Annotated in this window: 18 protein-coding genes and 12 tRNA genes; 4 read left to right on the forward strand and 26 right to left on the reverse strand. The window is 37.1% G+C overall.

Translation table 11 applies throughout. From position 1 onward, the window contains the following. Positions 1-48 precede the first annotated feature (48 nt). From H1P_RS02560 to H1P_RS02585, 6 genes are all read right to left on the reverse strand, one after another. Positions 49-1,323 carry an ATP-binding response regulator gene (locus H1P_RS02560; RefSeq protein WP_144863841.1) on the reverse strand — a complete coding sequence of 425 codons (1,275 nt, stop codon included), beginning with the start codon at positions 1,321-1,323 and terminating at the stop codon, positions 49-51. Positions 1,324-1,364: 41 nt separating this feature from the next. Then, positions 1,365-1,796 (reverse strand): response regulator, encoded by a 432-nt coding sequence (locus tag H1P_RS02565; RefSeq protein WP_144863843.1) that lies wholly within the window; start codon positions 1,794-1,796, stop codon positions 1,365-1,367. Positions 1,797-2,060: 264 nt separating this feature from the next. Beyond that, positions 2,061-2,612: an NUDIX hydrolase gene (locus H1P_RS02570; RefSeq protein WP_144863845.1), complete on the reverse strand. Its 552-nt coding sequence runs from the start codon at positions 2,610-2,612 to the stop codon at positions 2,061-2,063. Between the two features lie 67 nt (positions 2,613-2,679). Beyond that, positions 2,680-3,480 carry a glycosyltransferase family protein gene (locus tag H1P_RS02575; RefSeq protein ID WP_144863847.1) on the reverse strand — a complete coding sequence of 267 codons (801 nt, stop codon included), beginning with the start codon at positions 3,478-3,480 and terminating at the stop codon, positions 2,680-2,682. A gap of 287 nt (positions 3,481-3,767) precedes the next feature. Beyond that, on the reverse strand, positions 3,768-4,247 hold the full coding sequence (folK, locus tag H1P_RS02580; protein WP_144863849.1) for a 2-amino-4-hydroxy-6-hydroxymethyldihydropteridine diphosphokinase: 480 nt from the start codon (positions 4,245-4,247) through the stop codon (positions 3,768-3,770). Positions 4,248-4,257: 10 nt separating this feature from the next. Then, entirely contained in the window at positions 4,258-5,220 is a 963-nt protein-coding gene (locus H1P_RS02585; protein WP_144863851.1) for an MBL fold metallo-hydrolase, read from the reverse strand. A 387-nt stretch (positions 5,221-5,607) separates the two neighbouring features. Between H1P_RS02585 and H1P_RS02590 the strand changes: the two genes are divergently transcribed. Further along, the gene (locus tag H1P_RS02590) at positions 5,608-5,910 is read left to right on the forward strand and encodes a YkvA family protein (RefSeq protein ID WP_144863853.1); all 303 of its coding nucleotides are present in this window, start codon (positions 5,608-5,610) and stop codon (positions 5,908-5,910) included. 214 nt (positions 5,911-6,124) lie between these two features. Then, complete coding sequence (locus tag H1P_RS02595; protein ID WP_144863855.1) at positions 6,125-7,093, forward strand: threo-3-hydroxy-L-aspartate ammonia-lyase; 969 nt, start codon at positions 6,125-6,127, stop codon at positions 7,091-7,093. Between the two features lie 13 nt (positions 7,094-7,106). Here the strand turns inward: H1P_RS02595 and H1P_RS02600 are convergent, their stop codons facing one another. Next, positions 7,107-9,131: a PAS domain-containing sensor histidine kinase gene (locus H1P_RS02600; protein ID WP_144863857.1), complete on the reverse strand. Its 2,025-nt coding sequence runs from the start codon at positions 9,129-9,131 to the stop codon at positions 7,107-7,109. Between the two features lie 795 nt (positions 9,132-9,926). Here H1P_RS02600 and psb35 point away from each other — a divergent pair. After that, positions 9,927-10,109, forward strand: a complete 183-nt coding sequence (psb35, locus tag H1P_RS02610) for a photosystem II assembly protein Psb35 (RefSeq protein ID WP_144863859.1) — start codon at positions 9,927-9,929, stop codon at positions 10,107-10,109. Between the two features lie 72 nt (positions 10,110-10,181). After that, entirely contained in the window at positions 10,182-10,487 is a 306-nt protein-coding gene (locus tag H1P_RS02615) for a hypothetical protein (protein WP_144863861.1), read from the forward strand. Positions 10,488-10,600: 113 nt separating this feature from the next. Here the strand turns inward: H1P_RS02615 and H1P_RS02620 are convergent, their stop codons facing one another. From H1P_RS02620 to H1P_RS02685, 19 genes are all read right to left on the reverse strand, one after another. Next, positions 10,601-11,395, reverse strand: coding sequence for an alpha/beta hydrolase (locus H1P_RS02620; RefSeq protein WP_144863863.1), 795 nt, complete (start codon positions 11,393-11,395; stop codon positions 10,601-10,603). A gap of 111 nt (positions 11,396-11,506) precedes the next feature. Further along, positions 11,507-12,454 (reverse strand): helix-turn-helix transcriptional regulator, encoded by a 948-nt coding sequence (locus H1P_RS02625; protein WP_144863865.1) that lies wholly within the window; start codon positions 12,452-12,454, stop codon positions 11,507-11,509. A gap of 292 nt (positions 12,455-12,746) precedes the next feature. Continuing rightward, positions 12,747-12,820 (reverse strand) — tRNA-His (locus H1P_RS35665). A gap of 44 nt (positions 12,821-12,864) precedes the next feature. Beyond that, positions 12,865-12,982, reverse strand: a tRNA-OTHER gene (locus H1P_RS35670). Positions 12,983-12,989: 7 nt separating this feature from the next. After that, positions 12,990-13,063 (reverse strand) — tRNA-Leu (locus H1P_RS02630). Positions 13,064-13,208: 145 nt separating this feature from the next. After that, a tRNA-Leu gene (locus tag H1P_RS02635) sits at positions 13,209-13,283 on the reverse strand. Positions 13,284-13,323: 40 nt separating this feature from the next. Further along, positions 13,324-13,444 (reverse strand) — tRNA-OTHER (locus H1P_RS35675). A gap of 4 nt (positions 13,445-13,448) precedes the next feature. After that, positions 13,449-13,534 (reverse strand) — tRNA-Tyr (locus H1P_RS02640). Between the two features lie 7 nt (positions 13,535-13,541). Next, positions 13,542-13,652, reverse strand: a tRNA-OTHER gene (locus tag H1P_RS35680). A 3-nt stretch (positions 13,653-13,655) separates the two neighbouring features. After that, a tRNA-Asn gene (locus H1P_RS02645) sits at positions 13,656-13,728 on the reverse strand. A gap of 5 nt (positions 13,729-13,733) precedes the next feature. Next, positions 13,734-13,807, reverse strand: a tRNA-Glu gene (locus H1P_RS02650). A 5-nt stretch (positions 13,808-13,812) separates the two neighbouring features. Further along, a tRNA-Trp gene (locus tag H1P_RS02655) sits at positions 13,813-13,883 on the reverse strand. 5 nt (positions 13,884-13,888) lie between these two features. After that, positions 13,889-14,011: transfer RNA gene (locus H1P_RS35685), tRNA-OTHER, on the reverse strand. 3 nt (positions 14,012-14,014) lie between these two features. After that, positions 14,015-14,087: transfer RNA gene (locus H1P_RS02660), tRNA-Cys, on the reverse strand. 977 nt (positions 14,088-15,064) lie between these two features. Further along, on the reverse strand, positions 15,065-15,691 hold the full coding sequence (locus H1P_RS02665; RefSeq protein ID WP_144863867.1) for an ATP-dependent Clp protease proteolytic subunit: 627 nt from the start codon (positions 15,689-15,691) through the stop codon (positions 15,065-15,067). A 42-nt stretch (positions 15,692-15,733) separates the two neighbouring features. Beyond that, positions 15,734-16,396 carry a glutathione S-transferase family protein gene (locus H1P_RS02670; protein WP_144863869.1) on the reverse strand — a complete coding sequence of 221 codons (663 nt, stop codon included), beginning with the start codon at positions 16,394-16,396 and terminating at the stop codon, positions 15,734-15,736. A 541-nt stretch (positions 16,397-16,937) separates the two neighbouring features. Continuing rightward, on the reverse strand, positions 16,938-17,273 hold the full coding sequence (locus H1P_RS02675) for a cupin domain-containing protein (protein WP_144863871.1): 336 nt from the start codon (positions 17,271-17,273) through the stop codon (positions 16,938-16,940). Positions 17,274-17,412: 139 nt separating this feature from the next. Beyond that, positions 17,413-18,333, reverse strand: coding sequence for a M14 family zinc carboxypeptidase (locus tag H1P_RS02680; protein ID WP_144863883.1), 921 nt, complete (start codon positions 18,331-18,333; stop codon positions 17,413-17,415). Between the two features lie 44 nt (positions 18,334-18,377). After that, complete coding sequence (locus H1P_RS02685; RefSeq protein ID WP_186375803.1) at positions 18,378-18,560, reverse strand: hypothetical protein; 183 nt, start codon at positions 18,558-18,560, stop codon at positions 18,378-18,380. Between the last annotated feature and the right edge of the window lie 125 nt (positions 18,561-18,685).

Below are 18,685 nucleotides of genomic sequence, written 5' to 3' on the forward strand. Positions count from 1 at the left end.
ATAAAAAAGATTGTTAAATATAATTCATATTAAGTAACTTTGATGACGTTAAACATCATACCTGCGAGGTATTTCTACCGTAAAAGTTGAACCTTTATCTAATTCACTTTCCAGAAAAATTTTTCCGCCCATCATGGTCACTAGAGATTTAGTAATTGCTAAACCTAAACCTGTTCCTGAATGTTGGCGGGTAAAAGTTTGATCTACTTGTCGAAAAGCTTGCCATATTTTGTCACAATTTTCTGGGGCGATTCCCATACCTGTATCGATGACAGAGAAAGCAACTGTAGTATCGTTAATTTCACAAGCTTTTACTTTTATTTCTCCCGATTCGGTAAATTTAATAGCGTTAGAAAGTAAGTTAATTAAAATACGTTTAATAAAGTTAGAATCTTGGACTAAAAACTGATTCCTGAGATCGATATCCGTAACTAAATTGAGTTGTTTTTGTACTGCTAAAGAACGTAGCTCTTCTACAGTTAGTTTAATTAAATAGTTAAGATCGAATTTTTGTGGATTTAAGTCTATATTTCCCGATTCAATTTTCGAGAAATCTAACATTTCATTAATCATATTCAACAAATTTTTACTATTACTAAAAATACGCTGAATGAGATTTTCTTGCTGAGGAGATAGGGGATCGGGGTACTGACGCAGTAATAGTTGAGAAAATCCCATAATAGCATTCATCGGGGTTCTCAGTTCATGGGACATGGTTGCGAGAAACTCCGATTTGAGTTTGTAGGCTTTTTTTAATTGAATATTTTGTAATTTAATTTTTTGTTTTTGCTTTTCTAATTCTCGATTTTTCAACACTAACAACTCGTTGCTAGCACGTAAACGCTGATTAACTAGTTCAACTTCTTTTTCTGCCTGATAAATCCGAACGGCATTATCGATCGCTTTACTTAAATTACTGGCTTCAATTTTAGACTTTTGTAAGTAATCTGAGGCTCCCGCTTTCATAATTTCGACAGCTATTTCTTCATCTCCTTGTCCTGTCAAAACAATGATCGGTAAATCTAAATTTAAGGCATTAATTTCCGCGATTAGATGTAAGCCATCAATATCGGGTAAACGATAATCAAGCAACACCAAATCAAAAATATTATTAGTCGGACTGGTTGGTCGGGAAGAAAAAGTAAATTCTGAAGCTCCAACTAAATCGTTACTTCTCGCTTGAAGTTCTGCAATCGCACCTTGACCATTGTTAACTTCTACGAGTAAAGCAGGAAAACCTGCTTTTTTCAAGGCTCGTTTTATTATCAAGCGATCGACTTCATCATCATCCACCAATAATATCGAAAACTGTTCCTCACTCATTGTTCTACATAAAATTAATTTTTTTTATTTACTTTTTCTAACTAAGGCATTTCACACAAAGTCCAATACTTATTCAAGGCAATCATTACCTCTGCAAAATTAACAAAGGTAACAGGTTTTAAAATGTATCCTGCAACATTCAAATTGTAGGCTTCTATGCGATCCTTGTCTTCGTCTGAGGTAGTGAGAACGATTACGGGAGTACGTTTTAAGTTTTCATCTTCTCTCAATTGATTAAGAAACTCCAGACCATTCATTTTAGGCATATTAAGGTCTAACAAAATCAAGCGTCTATTTTCTGGTACTTGAGGAAGCTGTCCATTTTGCCCCTGCAACATAGCCAAAGCTTCTAAGCCATTGCCTGCTGTATACAAAGGATTGCCTATTTTATACTTTTTAAACGCTCGTTTCACGTTCATTACATCAACTTCATCATCCTCTACCAATAAAATATTAATCACTCTATTTTCCATAATTATTTTGCTATGAACTTCAAATTAACTACTGTATTGTAATTTGCTATTTACCAAATAGAAATGAAAGACAGAGAAAATAAAGATGTTTTGGGTTGATAGTCATATCGATCCAATTTTTTTTAGCCACAAATCTATGTTAATATCCCTGGCTATTTTAAGTCTCCGCTAAAAGTTGTAGATTTTTTAATTTAAAAAGATGTTTTTAAAGTTTGTTTAAAGTTACGTAACTTTACTTAAAAAATAAAGAAAATCTAAAGCTAATTATTGATTCAAAATGGCTTTTGCCATATAGAAACTAGCTATAGATTTGGCATCTACGGGTTCGCCATTTAAAATAGCTGCTTCTAATTCTTCTGCTGTCATTAAAACCACTTCAATATCTTCATCTTCATCTTGTTGAGGCGGGTTTTCCAATTTCTCTAAATCTTGAGCTAAAAAAGCGTAAATGTATTCATCAGAGTAGCCAGGTGCGAGAATAAATTTGCCCAAAGATTGCCAACTTTTTGCAGTATAACCAGTTTCTTCTTCGATTTCTCGTTTAATAGTTTCTGCGGGGTCTTCGTCAGGTTCAACTGTACCAGCAGGGAATTCTAATAGCCTTCCTTCTACGGTGAAACGATATTGTTTTACCAGCACAAATTTACCATCGTTGGTTACTGGTACAGCCAACGCACCCCCTGGATGGCGAACACATTCCCAATTACCTTCAACTCCATTGGGTAAGCGTAATTTAATGACTTCGTAGTCGAATTTACGACCTTTATAAAAAAGACGCTGTTCTAAAATCTTTGAGGGTTCGTTGCCTACTGACATATTATTTATTGATAGTGGTCACAGATTATTCAAAGAGTACCATATTTTCTGTTTTTTCCTTTCTATACTACTTGCCTAACAACTGACGCAAAAATTTTATTTTTCCTAAAGTATGTCTCCAAGTGTAAGGTTTAAAAACAATACACTTTTTCAAATGAGGAATCCAGACTCTACTAGATTTAGGAGCAGAATTAATCGCTTGAGCAATCTTTTCAATGTTACTAGAATAGCCATGAAGAATTTTTACAGGCTCACAAAAGGCATTAATAAAGCAAAACCGAGCATTCCATTCTGGAGGTAAGGGATAAACTCTTGATTTACTCTGCATTAAAGCTTCAACAAAAGAGGTTTGATCGCTTTGTTTTAATTTACTATTTACTGTAAGCTTTTTCGTATAGGTATCTAACCAACAACTAAATAATGAATCGTTATTTTCATTTTTATTGTATAAAATCACTCCTGTGTTTAGAGGCTTACATTCTATTTTTTTTCCAGAATCTAGTTGGGGGTAATGGGTATCTACGGGAGCGGGAACTAAAGCAAGATCGAAATAATTTAAAATATCAAAACCACTGGCACAGTCATCGGTAAAATAAGTGTCTGTGTCCACAAATAAGGTTTTTTGATAAGGAGAAGAAAAATATAAATGTTTGACTTTAAATAAAAGTCCTTCGTTTCTACAGGTTACTTTTTCCTCAACTAAAATAACCTTTTCAAATAAATCTTGTTCTGGAAGTTCTCGATCGGATAATAAAGATATTTTTAAAGAAGGATTGATTTTTTTTAAGCTGGTAGCTGACTTACAGGCTTCATCAACATACTTTTGCCCTGCTGCCACATAAAAGACCCCAAAATCAGAAATAGTCATGGTTTGTTTGGAAAAATTTTAATTCTAATTTTAACTCTAGATAGCGTTAATGACGAATTCTAAAACCATTTATCATTTATTATTGTTCATTTATTAATATAATAGTTTAAGTGAGCTATTGTATTAAATACTTTGATGCTAAGATTTGATGCCAAACAAAAGTCATTTATAAAATATAATTTTTATTTGGTAAAAGTAAAAAAAATGCTAAATTACTCAAATTTTTATTATATTTTTTTGATAGATAAAAATACTCTTGAAATACTCATAGAAAATACTCTTAATTTTTAAGCATAAAGTGTAACTCCAGAACGATCTATTTCTGAGACTAATTGCGCGATCGCTTTTCCCGATACTGGCTCTTGCCAATCTGCTGCAATTTCAGCTAAAGGTACTAAAACAAATGCTCTTTCTCTCATTCTGGGATGGGGAATAATTAGGTTATTAGTATTGAGAATCAAATCATCATACAAAATAAGATCTAAATCTAAGGTTCTTGCTCCCCATTTTTCGTTTCTTACTCTACCAAATTGTAATTCAATAGCTTGTAATAATGTAAGTAATTCTTCAGGAGTTTGCTGGACATTAAAAGTTGCACAACCGTTTAGGTAATCAGGCTGTGGAGGACCTATTGGTTTGGTTTGATACCAACTAGAAACAGCTAACAAATTAATCCCAGGAGTACTATTTAAAACTGTAAGAGAACTTTCTAATGTTTTGAGGGAATCCCCTAAATTACTGCCAAAAGCGATCGCACATTGATTCATTTTTTGCTCTCTACAAACCAGGACTAGATTCTAATGGTAAAGTTATTTGTTGGTAGGCAGTTTTTAAATTACTAGAATACAATTGCTGAAACTTATAGTCTTGATATGCATCAGGAATATCGGAAGCACTTGCGGTGGCTGCTTCTTCTGAAAGTGAGTTTGCTTTCCATTTTAGAGCCAGAGCTTCTAACTCGTTTAAATACTTTTTAAGATTTGCCAAAGTACCGCGATCGCCTATCGCGCCATGCCCTGGTACGATTTTAGTGTTGGGATATTCTTGAATCAAATTATCCAGGGTTTTTTGCCATTTTTTAATACTACCATCAGCGATATAGGGAAATCTTTGATTGAATAAAATATCCCCTGTAAATAATACATCGGCATCGGGAATATAAGCGATCATATCTGTTCCCCCAGAATGACCTTCAACTGCTTTTAATTGGATTTCTCTGTCTCCTAACCAGATACTACTATCACTGTTTAAAATAACTTCAGGAGGTATGGGATTGGGATCGTATTCTAAATTTTTTGTCAGCATATCCTCACGAATTGTACCCCTACCCATTAAAATAATTTCTTGGGCTTTAATAGCTTTATTCCCCCCAGTATGATCGAAATGAAAATGAGTATTAATAACATACTTAACAGGTAAATCTGTTAGTTTTTGAACTTCAGATAACAACAAGTTTCCCAAAGCTTCTGATTGAAAAGGATCGATTACTAAAACGCCATCATCGCCGATAATAATTCCTGCATTACAGATTGCTACATTTTCGTTAGCAGGAGGGTAATCAGTATCAGAAATTAAAGAGTATACTCCTGTTCCTAATTGTTCTAACTTTAAAGATGCTGTCGCCAAATTTAAAGGAGCTTGTCGAGCAACAGTAGCATTAGGTAAATTGATAACTAACGCGAAACCAATAACAATTCCGAAGGCTAATACAATCCATTGACGCAAACGATTTTGAATCATGCTCTTATTACTTTTTGACCAACGGTCAGAGCAGGCTCCGTCGTCTCACGGCGGAGTAATCTCTGACTGCAACAATTATCTTGTAAAGACAAACTAACATCATTAGATTCTCTTACAGTAATTTTCGATCTGTATTCAATTTTCCAGCTAAATTTAGATAATAAACTATTTAGTCAAAATCTCATTCTTTTATTAAGCAAAGTTTATTCAGCTTATTCTTTGACAACAATTTGCAATCAAAATAATTGGGCTTAACATCTTCTTCTTTCTTTCCTCATCCCTTATCAATTGACGTGTTTACCGAAACCAGAGAATGAGGTTATCACCACTACGCCCTTTAGAATAATCTGCCAAAATGAAAGTAGTTAAGTTACCAAATGGTTAAATATGCAGGTATCAATGACATCGATCTATAACTGGTATCGTAATACTCTTCGTCATCCTAAATATCGCTGGTGGTTGGTTCTGGGAACACTAGCCTATCTTATCAGTCCCATTGATATATCTCCTGATTTTATTCCTATTGTGGGACAAATTGACGACGTGATGTTAGCAACATTACTAGTTACAGAGGTATCTCAATTATTTATAGAGAAATTTAAGTCTCGTAAAGAAACCGTCGAGCAAGATACCGCCACAAATTCTACCGTAGAAGTTGAAGCGGAAACAGTAGTTACAGAAAAAGTTTAAGCTAAGCGATCAATTGTTAATCAATACAATTAAATATTAAATAATTATCTGGTTTTCAACCTCTTCTGTGTCGGGAGAGGTATATTGCTATGTTTGTTTCTAACTTTTAAAATCGCGCTCGCGATTAGCTACAAGCTATAAGATGGTAAAGTAAAAATTGTTCCTCCAGAAGAAATTACCTCCCTGGTAGATAAGCTCAAACAAAGAACAAATAATGAGTAATGAACAATCATCTGTAAATTATCAAGACATTGAAGCAGCAGCCCAACGTCTTCAAGTTCAAGCTCATATTACTCCAGTTCTAACTTCCACTACAGTAGATAGTCTGACTAAGGCTCAGGTATTTTTTAAATGTGAGAACTTTCAGCGCACGGGTTCGTTTAAATTTCGTGGTGCTTATAATGCTCTGTCTCAACTATCAACAGCACAAAAACAACAAGGAGTCATTACTTATTCTTCAGGAAATCACGCTCAAGCGATCGCACTATCTGGTAAATTACTTAATATCCCCACTACTATTGTGATGCCCAGCAATGCGCCACAGGTAAAACTGGCAGCTACTCGTGGCTATGGTGCGGAAGTCATCCCCTATGAACCTTCAGAAAACATCAGGGAAGAATTAGCCAAAAAACTCGCACAAGAAAAAAATCTCACTGTGATACCTCCCTACGATCATCAAGATATCATTGCGGGACAGGGTACAGTGGCTAAAGAACTAATTGAAGAAGTGGGCGAATTGGATTTATTACTCGTATGTTGTGGAGGAGGGGGATTAATCTCAGGATGTGCCATAGCTGCTAAGAACTTAATTCCCAATTGCCAGGTAATCGGAGTCGAACCAGAGAGAGCCGATGATGCTACCCGCTCGTTTTACAGTAAAACCCTCCAAACTATCGAGAATCCCGATACTATTGCCGATGGAGCGCGTACTCCTTATCTTGGGAAGTTAAATTTTCCCCTAGTATTAAAATATGTAGATCGAATGGTCACAGTATCAGAAGATGGGATTCGACGTACCATGACATTTTTGTTGTCTCGCTTAAAAATTGTGGTCGAACCTACTGGAACTCTTGCAGCAGCAGCCCTCTTAGAAAATGTAATTACCGCACCTAACAAAAGAATCGGCGTAATTATTAGTGGTGGTAATGTAGACCTCAAACAATTTTCTCATTATCTGGTGTAATGCTATATGGAGCTTACTTCTTCCAAGTAAAGCGAAAAGTAGCTCCTGCACCGATTTGTGATTCTACCCAAACTTTTCCCCCTTGATTTTCCACTGCTTTTTTGACAATTGCTAAACCAATTCCCGTGCTTTCTTTGGTGTCTCGCGCTTCTAGAGTCTGGAAAATAGTAAAAATGCGATCGCAATATTGAGGGTCGATCCCTTTACCGTTATCAGCTACAGCAAACTGATAAAAATCATCTAACTCTTCAACTGAGATGGTAATCCTACCATTATCGCAGTCACTATGTTTAATCGCATTACCAATTAAGTTATTAAATACCTGCTGCAAGGGTATTTCTTCAGTAATAAAAGTAGGCATTTCTCCTCTAACTTCCACGGTAAAATCAGCAGGGACATCCAAAGAATCAATAATCTCTGCTAACATTTGCCCCACTGCTACTAATTTGGGTTTATGTTTTAATCTGCCGACGCGAGAATAATCCAGTAAGCCATTAATCAGATTTTCTAGGCGATGCACTCTACCCCTTAAGAGATTCATGTGGTATCTGGTATCATCATCTAGTTTGTCTGCTAAGTCTTCTTCGATCCATTCAGAAAGATTTGCGATCGCTCTTAAGGGGGCTTTAAGATCGTGGGAAGTTACATAGGCAAACTGTTCTAATTCCTGATTACTTTTTCTGAGTTGTTCGGTGGTAGCAAATAATATAGTGTTAACCTTTTCTAGTTGAGAGGTACGTTTTTTGACCCTTTGTTCTAATTCGTTGTTTAATTTTGTTAGGGTTTGATTCAAATCTGCTAATACTTGTTCTGTTTGTTTGCGTTCGGTAATGTCTCTTATGACAACAACTGCTCCTAGTTTTACTCCTTGAGCATCAACAATAGGGCTACCATTAGCTAAAAGAGTCCGCGCTTTTCCCTCTTGCGGTATTGCCATCAGTTCAGCATTAACAAATGATTCTCCTGAAAATGCTCTAAATAAGGGAATGTCTTCTTGTTTTAAATAGGTTTTGCCATCAGGGTAATAAAGGCTGTAATGTTCTGCGCATTCTTCAGGGGGAAGAGGTTCTTGAGGAACTCCAAAAAATTCTTGACTGGCTTGATTAAACAAAGCTAAAATGCCATTCTCATCACAGGCAACAATTCCATCGGAAAGATTATTCAGCAGTGCTTTAATAAATACTCTCTCTTTTTTTAATTCCGTTTCTGCAAGTCGGCGATCGGTAATATCTCGCATAGCTGCGATCGCACCTATTGTTGACCCGTGACGATCGATAATCGGATCGCTATTCACCAATACAATACGAGGTTTTCCTTGTTTGGGAATAATCATCATTTCCACATCCCTCACCGATTCACCCTGTAAAGCCCGAAATAAGGGTATTTCTTCTGGGGACATCCTAGTTTTACCATCTGCTAAGTAAAGATCGTAATACTCTGCCCATCCCTCGGCGGGAATCGCTTGTTGAGGTAGTCCGTGAAATTCTCTAGTAGCTTGATTAAATAGGGTTAGTATCCCATTGCGATCGCAAGTAACAATGCCGTCAGATAAGTTATCCAGCAGTGCTTGTAAAAAATTCTTATCTCGATCTAATTCGGTTTCTGTTTGTTTGCGTTTTGTAATATTGAGACTTGTACCGATGATACGGTTGATAGTTCCTGTTTCATCTTGTATCGGATTAAGGGTAGTCAACCACCAAGTATCTTCTCCTCTAAAGGGTAAGCATTCTTCATAAGAAATAGTGGCTGCTGTTTCGACACATTTACGATAGCGTTTTTCTACGGCGGTTGCTGCTTCGAGAGGCAAAAGTTGAGCGGGGGTTTTACCTATAACATCTTCAATTCCTGTTAATCTCTTAGCAGCATAATTAAAACCTTGGTAGTAAAACTCCCCATCTGCTGTAACATCCACCACGAAAATCGCTTCTTGGACATTGTCATAAATACTGCGAAGAAATTTTTCTTGTTGGCGAATAGTCGCTTTTTGCTGCTCTAATTCGGCAATTTTGGCTTCTAGCTGTCGCTCGATCTCGTTCATGAGAGTTCTGAAAGTGTAAGTAGATATTTTAATAATCTTTATATTGATTGGCAATAGCGATCGCTAATATCTAATTTAATATACATCCTAAGTATGATGAAATCGAATGCCTGATATTGGATAGTCTAAAGCAAATAGATAATCAGTCTAGTTAATAAATTAATAAATAGCTTTTATTGTTAAAAATGAGTAGGATTAGCGTCGTTTTAATAAGAAGATCATAATCTCAGTCGGATTGGTTTATGTGCTGCTCTCAAACAGTATGAAGATGTAGATATATTCGTAAGCTGATTTTATTACAAGTCACGAAGTAACAGTCTAAACTTAAAGTCTGCTTTTACTTAAAATAGCTTGAGCAACTTCAAATTTTATTTCTGTTTCAACAAATTGCATTATGCTTTTAAACAAAAATGTTTCTAATTTTTTTTGATTATGCTGTTAATCTAACAGTTAAGATATCAAGTTAATATCTACCAAAAGACATAATAACTTAAAATACTAAGTTATCAAGATATCTATGCTTTTTTGTCTTTGATATATGGTCTGTAACTTGACAACTTTTCCTATCTTTTATTTTTTCTCTGTAATTAAAAACACTTCGTAAAAATAGGAATAAGCAACGAGCAACAAAACCGTATTGTTATTTATTTATTTCATACTTAAAACAACCAAAGTTCTTTTTCTTTTTTTGAATCTATCTTTAGACAGATTGCTTATCTATAATAAGAAAGATGTCAAAGTAATAGTCTAAGACATAAATTTATAAGTAGTTTAGAAACGAAGTCAAATAAATTTATGAATATTTTATTACAAGTCGCTAGCAACGAACCTCATTTCCCTTATGCCGCAACAGCAGTTTTAGGGTTAGGCTTTATCGCAGCAGTTACCATTGGTTCAGTCGCTTGGTATAATTCTAAACGTCCTCCTGGCTGGGAAAACAAAGAGCGTCCTGATATTGTTCCTAAAGTTGATAAGTAAGTAATAAGCTATTTGCGATTGAGAAAAACTATTTATTGTTTATACATAGTCAAATATTGGAGGTAATAAAATATGGAAAATAAAACGCCCAAGGATGCTAATTACGATCGCGCAATCACCTCAGCCGAAACAGCAGCCAGAATGGAAAGAGAAGGTGATAATTTTAAAACAACTCCCGAGAAAGAAGGGGATATTGATACAACCTCTGGCTATACAGTAGATCGAGAAGGTTTAGCGAATAACTATGCTATCGAGCCAGAAATGTATTATGAAGAGCCAGGAGATTTAGAAGAGAAGAAGGAAGCAGAAAAACAAGAAAGGGCTGAAGAAATAAAGGATGTAAATACTCCTGGTGGAAAAGGTGTCGGCATTATTTAACAATAAGCAATCACAGTTTCTTTCTTATCTAAAACTTGTTAAGTGTTAATTAAGCAGTGATAGTCTCAGAGATTATAATTTCTGGGACTTTTATTATTTGTAGTGGTAGTTAATTAGATATTTTGCTCTTTGATAAAATTCACAGTTTGTTGAACAACCTGCTCGTCCCGAAGAATTCTGTTGTGTCCCAGTCCTTCAGTCACAATTAATTGAGAATTTTGCCAAGCTTGAGAGATCGCCTCACTTTCACGTAGAGAACAGTCTCGATCGGCGCGATCGTGAAATAATAATGCTGGAATAGACAAGTTAGCAACTCTTTTATCGACTGAAACTATGTCCCAAACATCTTTACCAAATTTATTCTCCATCAAGCGGTATAGTTCATCTTCTGCCTGTTGTGAAAGTTTTGCTAGTTTTGCAAACCTCTTTACCGAACTAGATAGCCAACAAAGACTTGCCAAACATACTACTTTACGAGCAAAAACCTCTTTACTTAGGGCAAGGGCAGTACTTGTAGCTCCTAATGAATGAGCGATAATAGTATCAATGGGACTTTCTTTAGCTGCTATAGTGGCGATCGCTTCAGCAAGCTCAAATCCATTAGTTTGCTTACCTACTGTTTTTCCGTGTGCGGGTGCATCAAAAGCGAGAACACGATATCCAGAATCTACTAATGGCTTAACAAAAGAACCAAATTGCGTACCTCTTCCTCCCCAACCATGAACGATTAACACTGTTGCCCCCTCTCCCCAAGAATATGCGGTAAGATCGGCTATTTTACTGGGAATAGAGAAAATTTCGGCTTGTTCTATTAACTTTTGCTCTTTGGCTGATGGTGACTTTCTTGGTGGCGTAAGAAATTGCTCAAAAACTTGACTTACTGAGGTAGTTTGTTCTGATTCGATCATCTTTTAGGTTGAATAAACAATAAATTTAGCTTTTAACAACGTTAGATTTACTTTGCTGTAGTTCACCAAGTTTTGTCTTGCAGATAACGATAATTTTTTTGCGGATTCCCGTTATCGATCGCGAAATTGTCCAGGCGTTACTCCAACTAAACGTTTAAAGTGGTGATTGAGATGACTTTGATGAGCAAAACCTACTCTCTGGGAGATTTCTGCAATAGTAAGTTCTCGCTCCTGAAGTAGCATTTTCGACTTTTCGACACGACATTGAATAATATATTTATATGGCGTAATTCCCATCGATTGTTTAAATAGTCGCCCAAAATAATGAGGACTCATTTGTAATAATTCAGCTAGTTCAGCTATGCTCAAATTTTGCTCTAGATTTTCTTGGATATAGTCAATAATTTGTCTTAACTTATGTTTGGGTAAACCGTCTGTGTAATTTTGTAGCGTAAACTTACGAGTAGAATAGTATTGCAAAAGATGGACTGATAGGGCATTTGCCATAGTTTCAGCATAAAGAGAACTGGCAAATTTGTTAGTCAAGAGTGCTGTTTTGAGTGCTATGGCAATTTGATAGATCAGTGGATCTGGTTGAGGAAAAATCGGTAAAATTTCTACTTTTTCTGGATCGACCGATTCGTAGGCGATACGTTGGACAAGCTTTGGCTCAATTCCTAATAAAATAAATTCTATTAAATTGTTCCATTGTCCTTGGTAAGAAATATTTTCAGGAACAATTAAAACATCGCCGTGTGCCATACACCTACTTTGAAATTTATCATCTAACCATCTTTCTGATTTACCCCGATCGCCATCAGTTTTGATACATAGAGAGTGTTTTTGGCAGTAGATTTTAGGAATTTCTCCAGCAGGTTGACGATGAAATTCAAGATAGATATTATTCCATCCAGCTTCATTACTCGAAAGAATAAGCGGAAGAGAACAGTGCATAGTTGCGGTATGAATTGGAGTTACAGAGTAAAAATAGTTTTTACTCTTCTCATTTTCGTAATTCACATCTAGGTTTTTGTAATTATCGCTACAGTTGGCATTCATGACTTAAAGTTAGCCAAAATTGCGCTTTCATCTTTATAATCTAACAATTGAGAATCATCATATCGAGCGATCGCTTCAGGTGGATGTTCTCTTTTCCAGATAATCAATAGTTTGTCTTAGAGAGCGTGTTTGAAAAATTGTAGAATGAGTCAAACAACTCAAAGTATGTTAAAAATCCTCATTTGGGATAATGTTAATTTTGCCGATAAATATTACCAAAATACTACCAAACCCAACAGTGATTTTGAACAGAAACAATGCATCCATTGAGTAGCGACTTCCTTACATTAAGGGTGTCCGACGGGAGTTGAACCCGCTATGATTGGCTTCACAAACCAATGTCTCCACCGCTTCGACATCAGACACCAAGACCAATCCCTTGACTGTTTATTTTGAGCTACAGAGGATTATCGGAATGGTAGGAATCAAACCTATATGCCCTAAAGGACTTCCTTCAGTAGCGGAGCGGTATCCTTTAAGACGACTTTCGCTCCCAAAACAGACGCGCTACCACTGCGCTACATTCCGATATCAGTACCCTCGGTGGGAGTCGAACCCACAAAATCTAGTTTCTAAGACTAGCACGTATGCCAGTTCCGTCACGAGGGCATATATTTGGTACTATTTGGTACTATTGGTGGGAGTCGAACCCACACATGAACAGATTTTAAGGAGGACACGGTTGGCGAGGTTTCCTCGTCAATTCAAGATGTCCGTTCTGTCCCCTTTTCCAACCGATGCTCCAGGAGCATAACTGGGAAGGAGGGAATCGAACCCCCAAACTTCGCATCTCTTCGTGCGACGGCTTTGCCTATTTGCCTACTTCCCAATAACCCCCTATTCTTCATATAAATCGAAGCAGGGGATAGCGAGAGTGGAGGGATTTGAACCCCCAAATCTTCACGGACATCTCGGTTGTGCTTTCTAGCCGAAAGCACCCGTGTCCTCACTTTCGTAGACTGATGTGTTATCCAGTTACACCACACTCTCAAGGTGGGTTGGGAGGGACTCGAACCCCCATGTTTAGCATTAAGCACTTGATTTACAGTCAAGCTCCTTCACCAATTTGGATACCAACCCATATATGCGGAGAGAGTGGGAGTTGAACCCACAGTAGAGTTTTAGTTCTACGACTATTTAGCCCTAAAGGATTCGCTTCGCATCACAAACAGCTTGCCTTGCCGATAGCGACCTCTCCTTACTGCCCTAGTAGGACTTCTTTCCTACAACCATTGCGTTAACAGCGCACCGCTCTACGATTGAGCTATAGGGCATTAAACAGTGCTGACGGGGATCGAACCCGCAAACCCCTACGTGAAAGGCAGGTGACTTTACCAATTTGTCTACAGCACCACAGACGAGGAGACTAGGATTTGAACCTAGAACAACAGTTTTGGAGACTGTGGTGTTACCGTTACACCATCTCCCCTCAAATAACAGCGATGGGAGTTGAACCCATATCTTCCAGCGTCTTGACAAGCATTCCCTTGCGTCTTACGCCGACGCGGGGTCTTGTCGCTTATGAGGCTGGCGCATTAACCGTTATGCTACGCTGCTTTAAGCATCGGGCGAGACTTGAACTCGCGATTAATAGTTTTGCAGACTATCGCCTTACCAACTTGGCTACCGATGCCAACAATATGTGGCTTTATTCAGTTTTCAAGGTTCGAGTTTTAGCTTCATCAATCGAGCGAACAACTATCTAAATTAGTTATAAATAGATACTAAATTTGTATTTTAAGGCAGCAAAATATTTATGTAGTATATGTAGCATTAGTACTAAAAAATACTGCATTAATTTTTTACATACTATTAGTTTGTCTATAGATTTACCTGAGATATAACTATTTCAAGACAAGATTATCCATTTCAATGAAGTAAAAAGGCTACAAAAACTCTCTATTCATAGATATGAAGCTATTTATCTGATAATAATTCTGATAATTTCAAGCCAAACTAAGCTAGTTCTGTACTAACTGACATAACTAGAGTCGCTCCCGATTAAGTCGAGCTAATGATAAGTTAGGCTTCGCTTACCCAATTTATGCACCTATTAATAAGCTAAAAGTCTATGAAAACTGTACTTTTATAATATAGAAAGATACTATACCAATTAGCCCATAAGACTCTATCAAAAAAATGACCGAGTATATAGTTACAAGGCTTTGAGTATTAATCGTGCAAAAAATTGAAGTAGCTGGACTACTTTATCGTTAGTAGTTTGATAGTGTGTGAAATTCTAATGGAATTTATCCCAGTATGAAATTCTGTATTAGTTGATATCGTCGATAACAACATAAACTAGATGAATTATACTGCTGGTAAGGAGTTTGTAGCGTATTGAGTTGCCAAGAATATAGATTTGCTTCGCAGTTGATGAAGTTTGTTTTTGACATAGCTGTATTCATTGGTTTCGACCTCCTTACTTTAGCTTTTTGTAGTATAGCACTATTTTTTTGATTTTGTAATTAATTTTGAAAAGTTTTTTGTCGCTCTTTAAACTACTAATTTAATATGTATGGTAAATAAGATAGTATGTAACATTCTCAGTGTGAGTCTCAACAATTCTACTTGTTCTTTGTTTGTGGCAACCTAAAATTGAATTTATAGTTATGCAGGTGGCTTGGTGACAATCTCGTCGATTAAGCCATAAGCTTTTGCTTCAGTGGCACTTAGAAAGAAATCTCTTTGGGTATCATGTTCGATCGATTCTGGTGAGCGATCGCAATTGACAGCGAGTATTTTGTTAATTATTTCTCTTTGGTACGAGATTTCTTTAGCTGCCGTTTCAATATCAGTTGCTTTTCCCTCAACATTCCTAGATGTTTGCTGTATTCTAATTCGAGCATTAGGTAGCGCATACCTTTTACCTTTAGTTCCCGATGAAAGCAAAATTGCTCCCATAGATGCAGCAGCACCCATACAGACAGTACAAACATCAGAATGAATTTGTTGGATTGTGTCATATATAGCGATCGCAAAGTGCTGCCAAAGGCAGACCGCTCCTGTTACCGAACCGCCAGAACTGTTGATATACAAAAAGATGTCTTGTTCTGAGTCTTCAGCAGCTAAAAACAGCAATTGGGCAATAATCTCGTTAGCTGTTTCGTCTGTTAGTTCCCCTCGCAAAAAGATAATTCTCTTTGCCAGTAAGTGGTCATAAATATTGAAGGCTGGCTCTGCATTATCTAATGATGAGAGCGTAAAAGGGATTTTGTCTGGTTCGGGAGGGTTCATGGCGATCTTCTCCTCAAATGTCAATGATAATAAGAACAGATATTACTGAGGGAGGTAAGCTTTCATAAGAGTCTCCCACTGTGGAATGAAGGCTTCAAGTGCTTCTTGGCTAGGTTGAGTCTTTTGCCAAGTTTCACGTTGTACTAATCGCTCAATCCAGGCACTCAGCTTCGGATAGTTATCCAGAGGCAGACCAAGACTGGGTAGCCAAGGTACTATTGTTCCCGCGACAATATCAGCCCTAGTAAGGCAGTTACTACTAAAATAGGGACGCTCACCCAATAAGCTTTCAAAGAATTTCAGCACTGTATGCGCTTTCTGCTTTGCCTGCTCAAGTTTTTGTGGCTCTTTGGTAAAACCCATCATTTCTGAACTGAGTCGAGTCAAAATAGGTGAGAGTTCATTGACTGTTACCATTTCCACCATTCTTACAGTAGCTAGAGCTTTTGCCTCAGTAGGCAGGAGGGGATTTTGAGAATACTCTGTCTCTAAGTAATCAAGAATTGCTAAAGACTCTACAAGAGTAAAATCATCATCGACCAAAACAGGAATATGGTGAAAAGGACTAATTTCGAGGAACTCTGGTGTCAATTGATCGCCGTCCAATTTAACTACGATTTCCTCAAAAGGAATTTCTTTCTCTAGAAGTGCAATCCAAACACGACGAGAATTACCAGAAATTGGATTGTGATAGAGTTTCAGCATAGATAAACCTCTTTTTAATGAGCTTTTAAAGTTTTTTCAGACTTATTCAAAACCAATGCGAGATATGCTGTTGACGAGCCAGAGATCGCTCTTTTCTTGCTCAATAGCAGCACTCATCATATTTTAAACTTAAGGTTAATGAAATTAATAAAACAAAACTATTTATGACAGATCATAATCGTCTTTATCGAGTTTTTGTATTTCTTCTGATACTTAATAGTTGTGTCACAGTATTTTTCGCTTGGGTACTAGTTTTTTCATCATTAAATAGCGATACGTTCGCAATTATCTTGGCTTTATTGGTGGTAGCAAATTTAATTGGAGCGGGTCTAATGTCTATTTATTCTTTGCTTAAATCAATTATGAATGAACTGAAAAAAAAGATTAACTAAAATAAAAACTTGTCTTGATATCATTTGATTTTGTTTTAATTATTAGTTAAATTATTGTTTTTTGCTGATTTCTGTAGTTTAAGCAAACTATAAAAATGAAAGTCTTGGATTCGAGATTGAGCGATCGCTATTTAAATATTTTTAACAGATTAAGTTTCAAACTCTCCCATTGCACCGAGGCGAATAGTTAAGATTTCTACATCAGTAATGGCTTTATGAGAACCGTTTTTAGTATTAGCAGGAGTAAACCAAAAAGTTCCCGCTTTGCATTCTTTTCCGTCTGTCTCAATAGTTCCATCAAGCACGTAAACATATTCATCACAGGGATGAGAGTGAACTGGTATAACAGTGCCTTTTTTCATTCGCAATCGATGAATTGAACCTTGTGGTACTGGTTCGGCTAAAGGGAGAATTTGCGTACCTGGAAATTGTTCTAAGTTGTTCCAGGATTGAGTGTTAGTATCAATAAATTTTTGTTCGGACATTTTTATTTATTCTCCTTGGTTACTGGTTTCCAGATGTGCAGTTGATGATAAATGCGATCGGCTTCGCTGGCAGGCTATGCCCTATCGCCTAACTTTAGCCAAGGTTAAATATTCTGTATTGGGCATAGTTGGCAATTATTCATCGATATTGTTTGAGTAGATATTTTCCAGATGCTAGAACCAACTCGTGAATTAGATCGATCTGTGTTGATAAATCTAGTTCCTGGTAGGGTAAATCGACCTTGGCATTTTGGGCGAGTTGTTTATTGAAGCTCTCAATTTTCTCTATAGGTGCGTTGTGCAATCTTGTACATATACCGAGGGGAATCTCGGAAACACCAATAAAACTGGGTTGAAACTTTTTAGCAACGAACTCCAGCGAAGTTCCACAACGATCGCGATCGTCACTAGAGTTCATTTCAGCAGCAGTAGGAATGGTAAAGAATCCTGGAAATAATGCTTTCTGAGACTGGACGGTAGGGTCTTTCTCTAATAGTGGAATCTGAGAAGGTTGGCACATAGTAGCAATGCGATCGGCTACACTCGCTATGCAGTCATTTGATTTCCCTGCCACGTAGAAAAATAAACCAGGAGCAACTGGTGCAGTATGCAGCGAAAAAAAGGCATCAATTCGGGGAAATGTTTCTAACAACTGTCGAATCGCTTCACATTCGGGGTAGCGGTTTGAGGTAAAATACCCTTCCAGATCGCGGATGGACTTTAAGCTTAACAACTTTGGTAAAGTAATTGGTTCGGACAATTGTTGTACGTTTTCTGCCAAAAAATCGGGATCGGCGATTGGGACAAAATGATACCGCAGGCGTTTAGTATTTTCGCTGTTCAGCTTAGAAATTAGATCGACCAATGCTAATTGTCCAACCACCTCAGTTGCGTGCATTCCCGCTATAGCGACGATCGTGTGATCGGGATTTTTGTCGCCAACACTCACACTGTATATAGGTTGTTGCTGAAGCGATCTACCGATCTCTTTGATAATTGCTCCATGTTTCTCTGTTTCTAGAAGCAATCCCTCGAGTTGTTTCAAATCATTCCATTTCATTTTATACAGAACCTCAATGATATTTATTCTGCAAGCGACACTCTTTAAGCCTTTTCTTCTCTCACTGGTTTCCAGATATGCTGTTGACGATTAAGAGTTCTCCTAACTGGGGATGTATCTATTTCTGGCAGATGCAATTCAACCAATTCCACTGTTTCGGCTATCAAGTCTTTTAGTTGGCTAGCAGCCGATAAAGGTTCTTGGCGATAGAGACTTTCCAGACGCATATACAGCGGTTTGCAGGTTTATAAGGGACAGTAGCAGCAGTGGGCAAACCAGTTACGCAGATGTTGGGGATTCATTAAATCCATCGCTATTTTAATCAGGGTATCAACCCTTTTGGAAGTTCTGG

It is taken from the genome of Hyella patelloides LEGE 07179, from assembly GCF_900659865.1.
GTDB lineage: Bacteria > Cyanobacteriota > Cyanobacteriia > Cyanobacteriales > Xenococcaceae > Hyella > Hyella patelloides.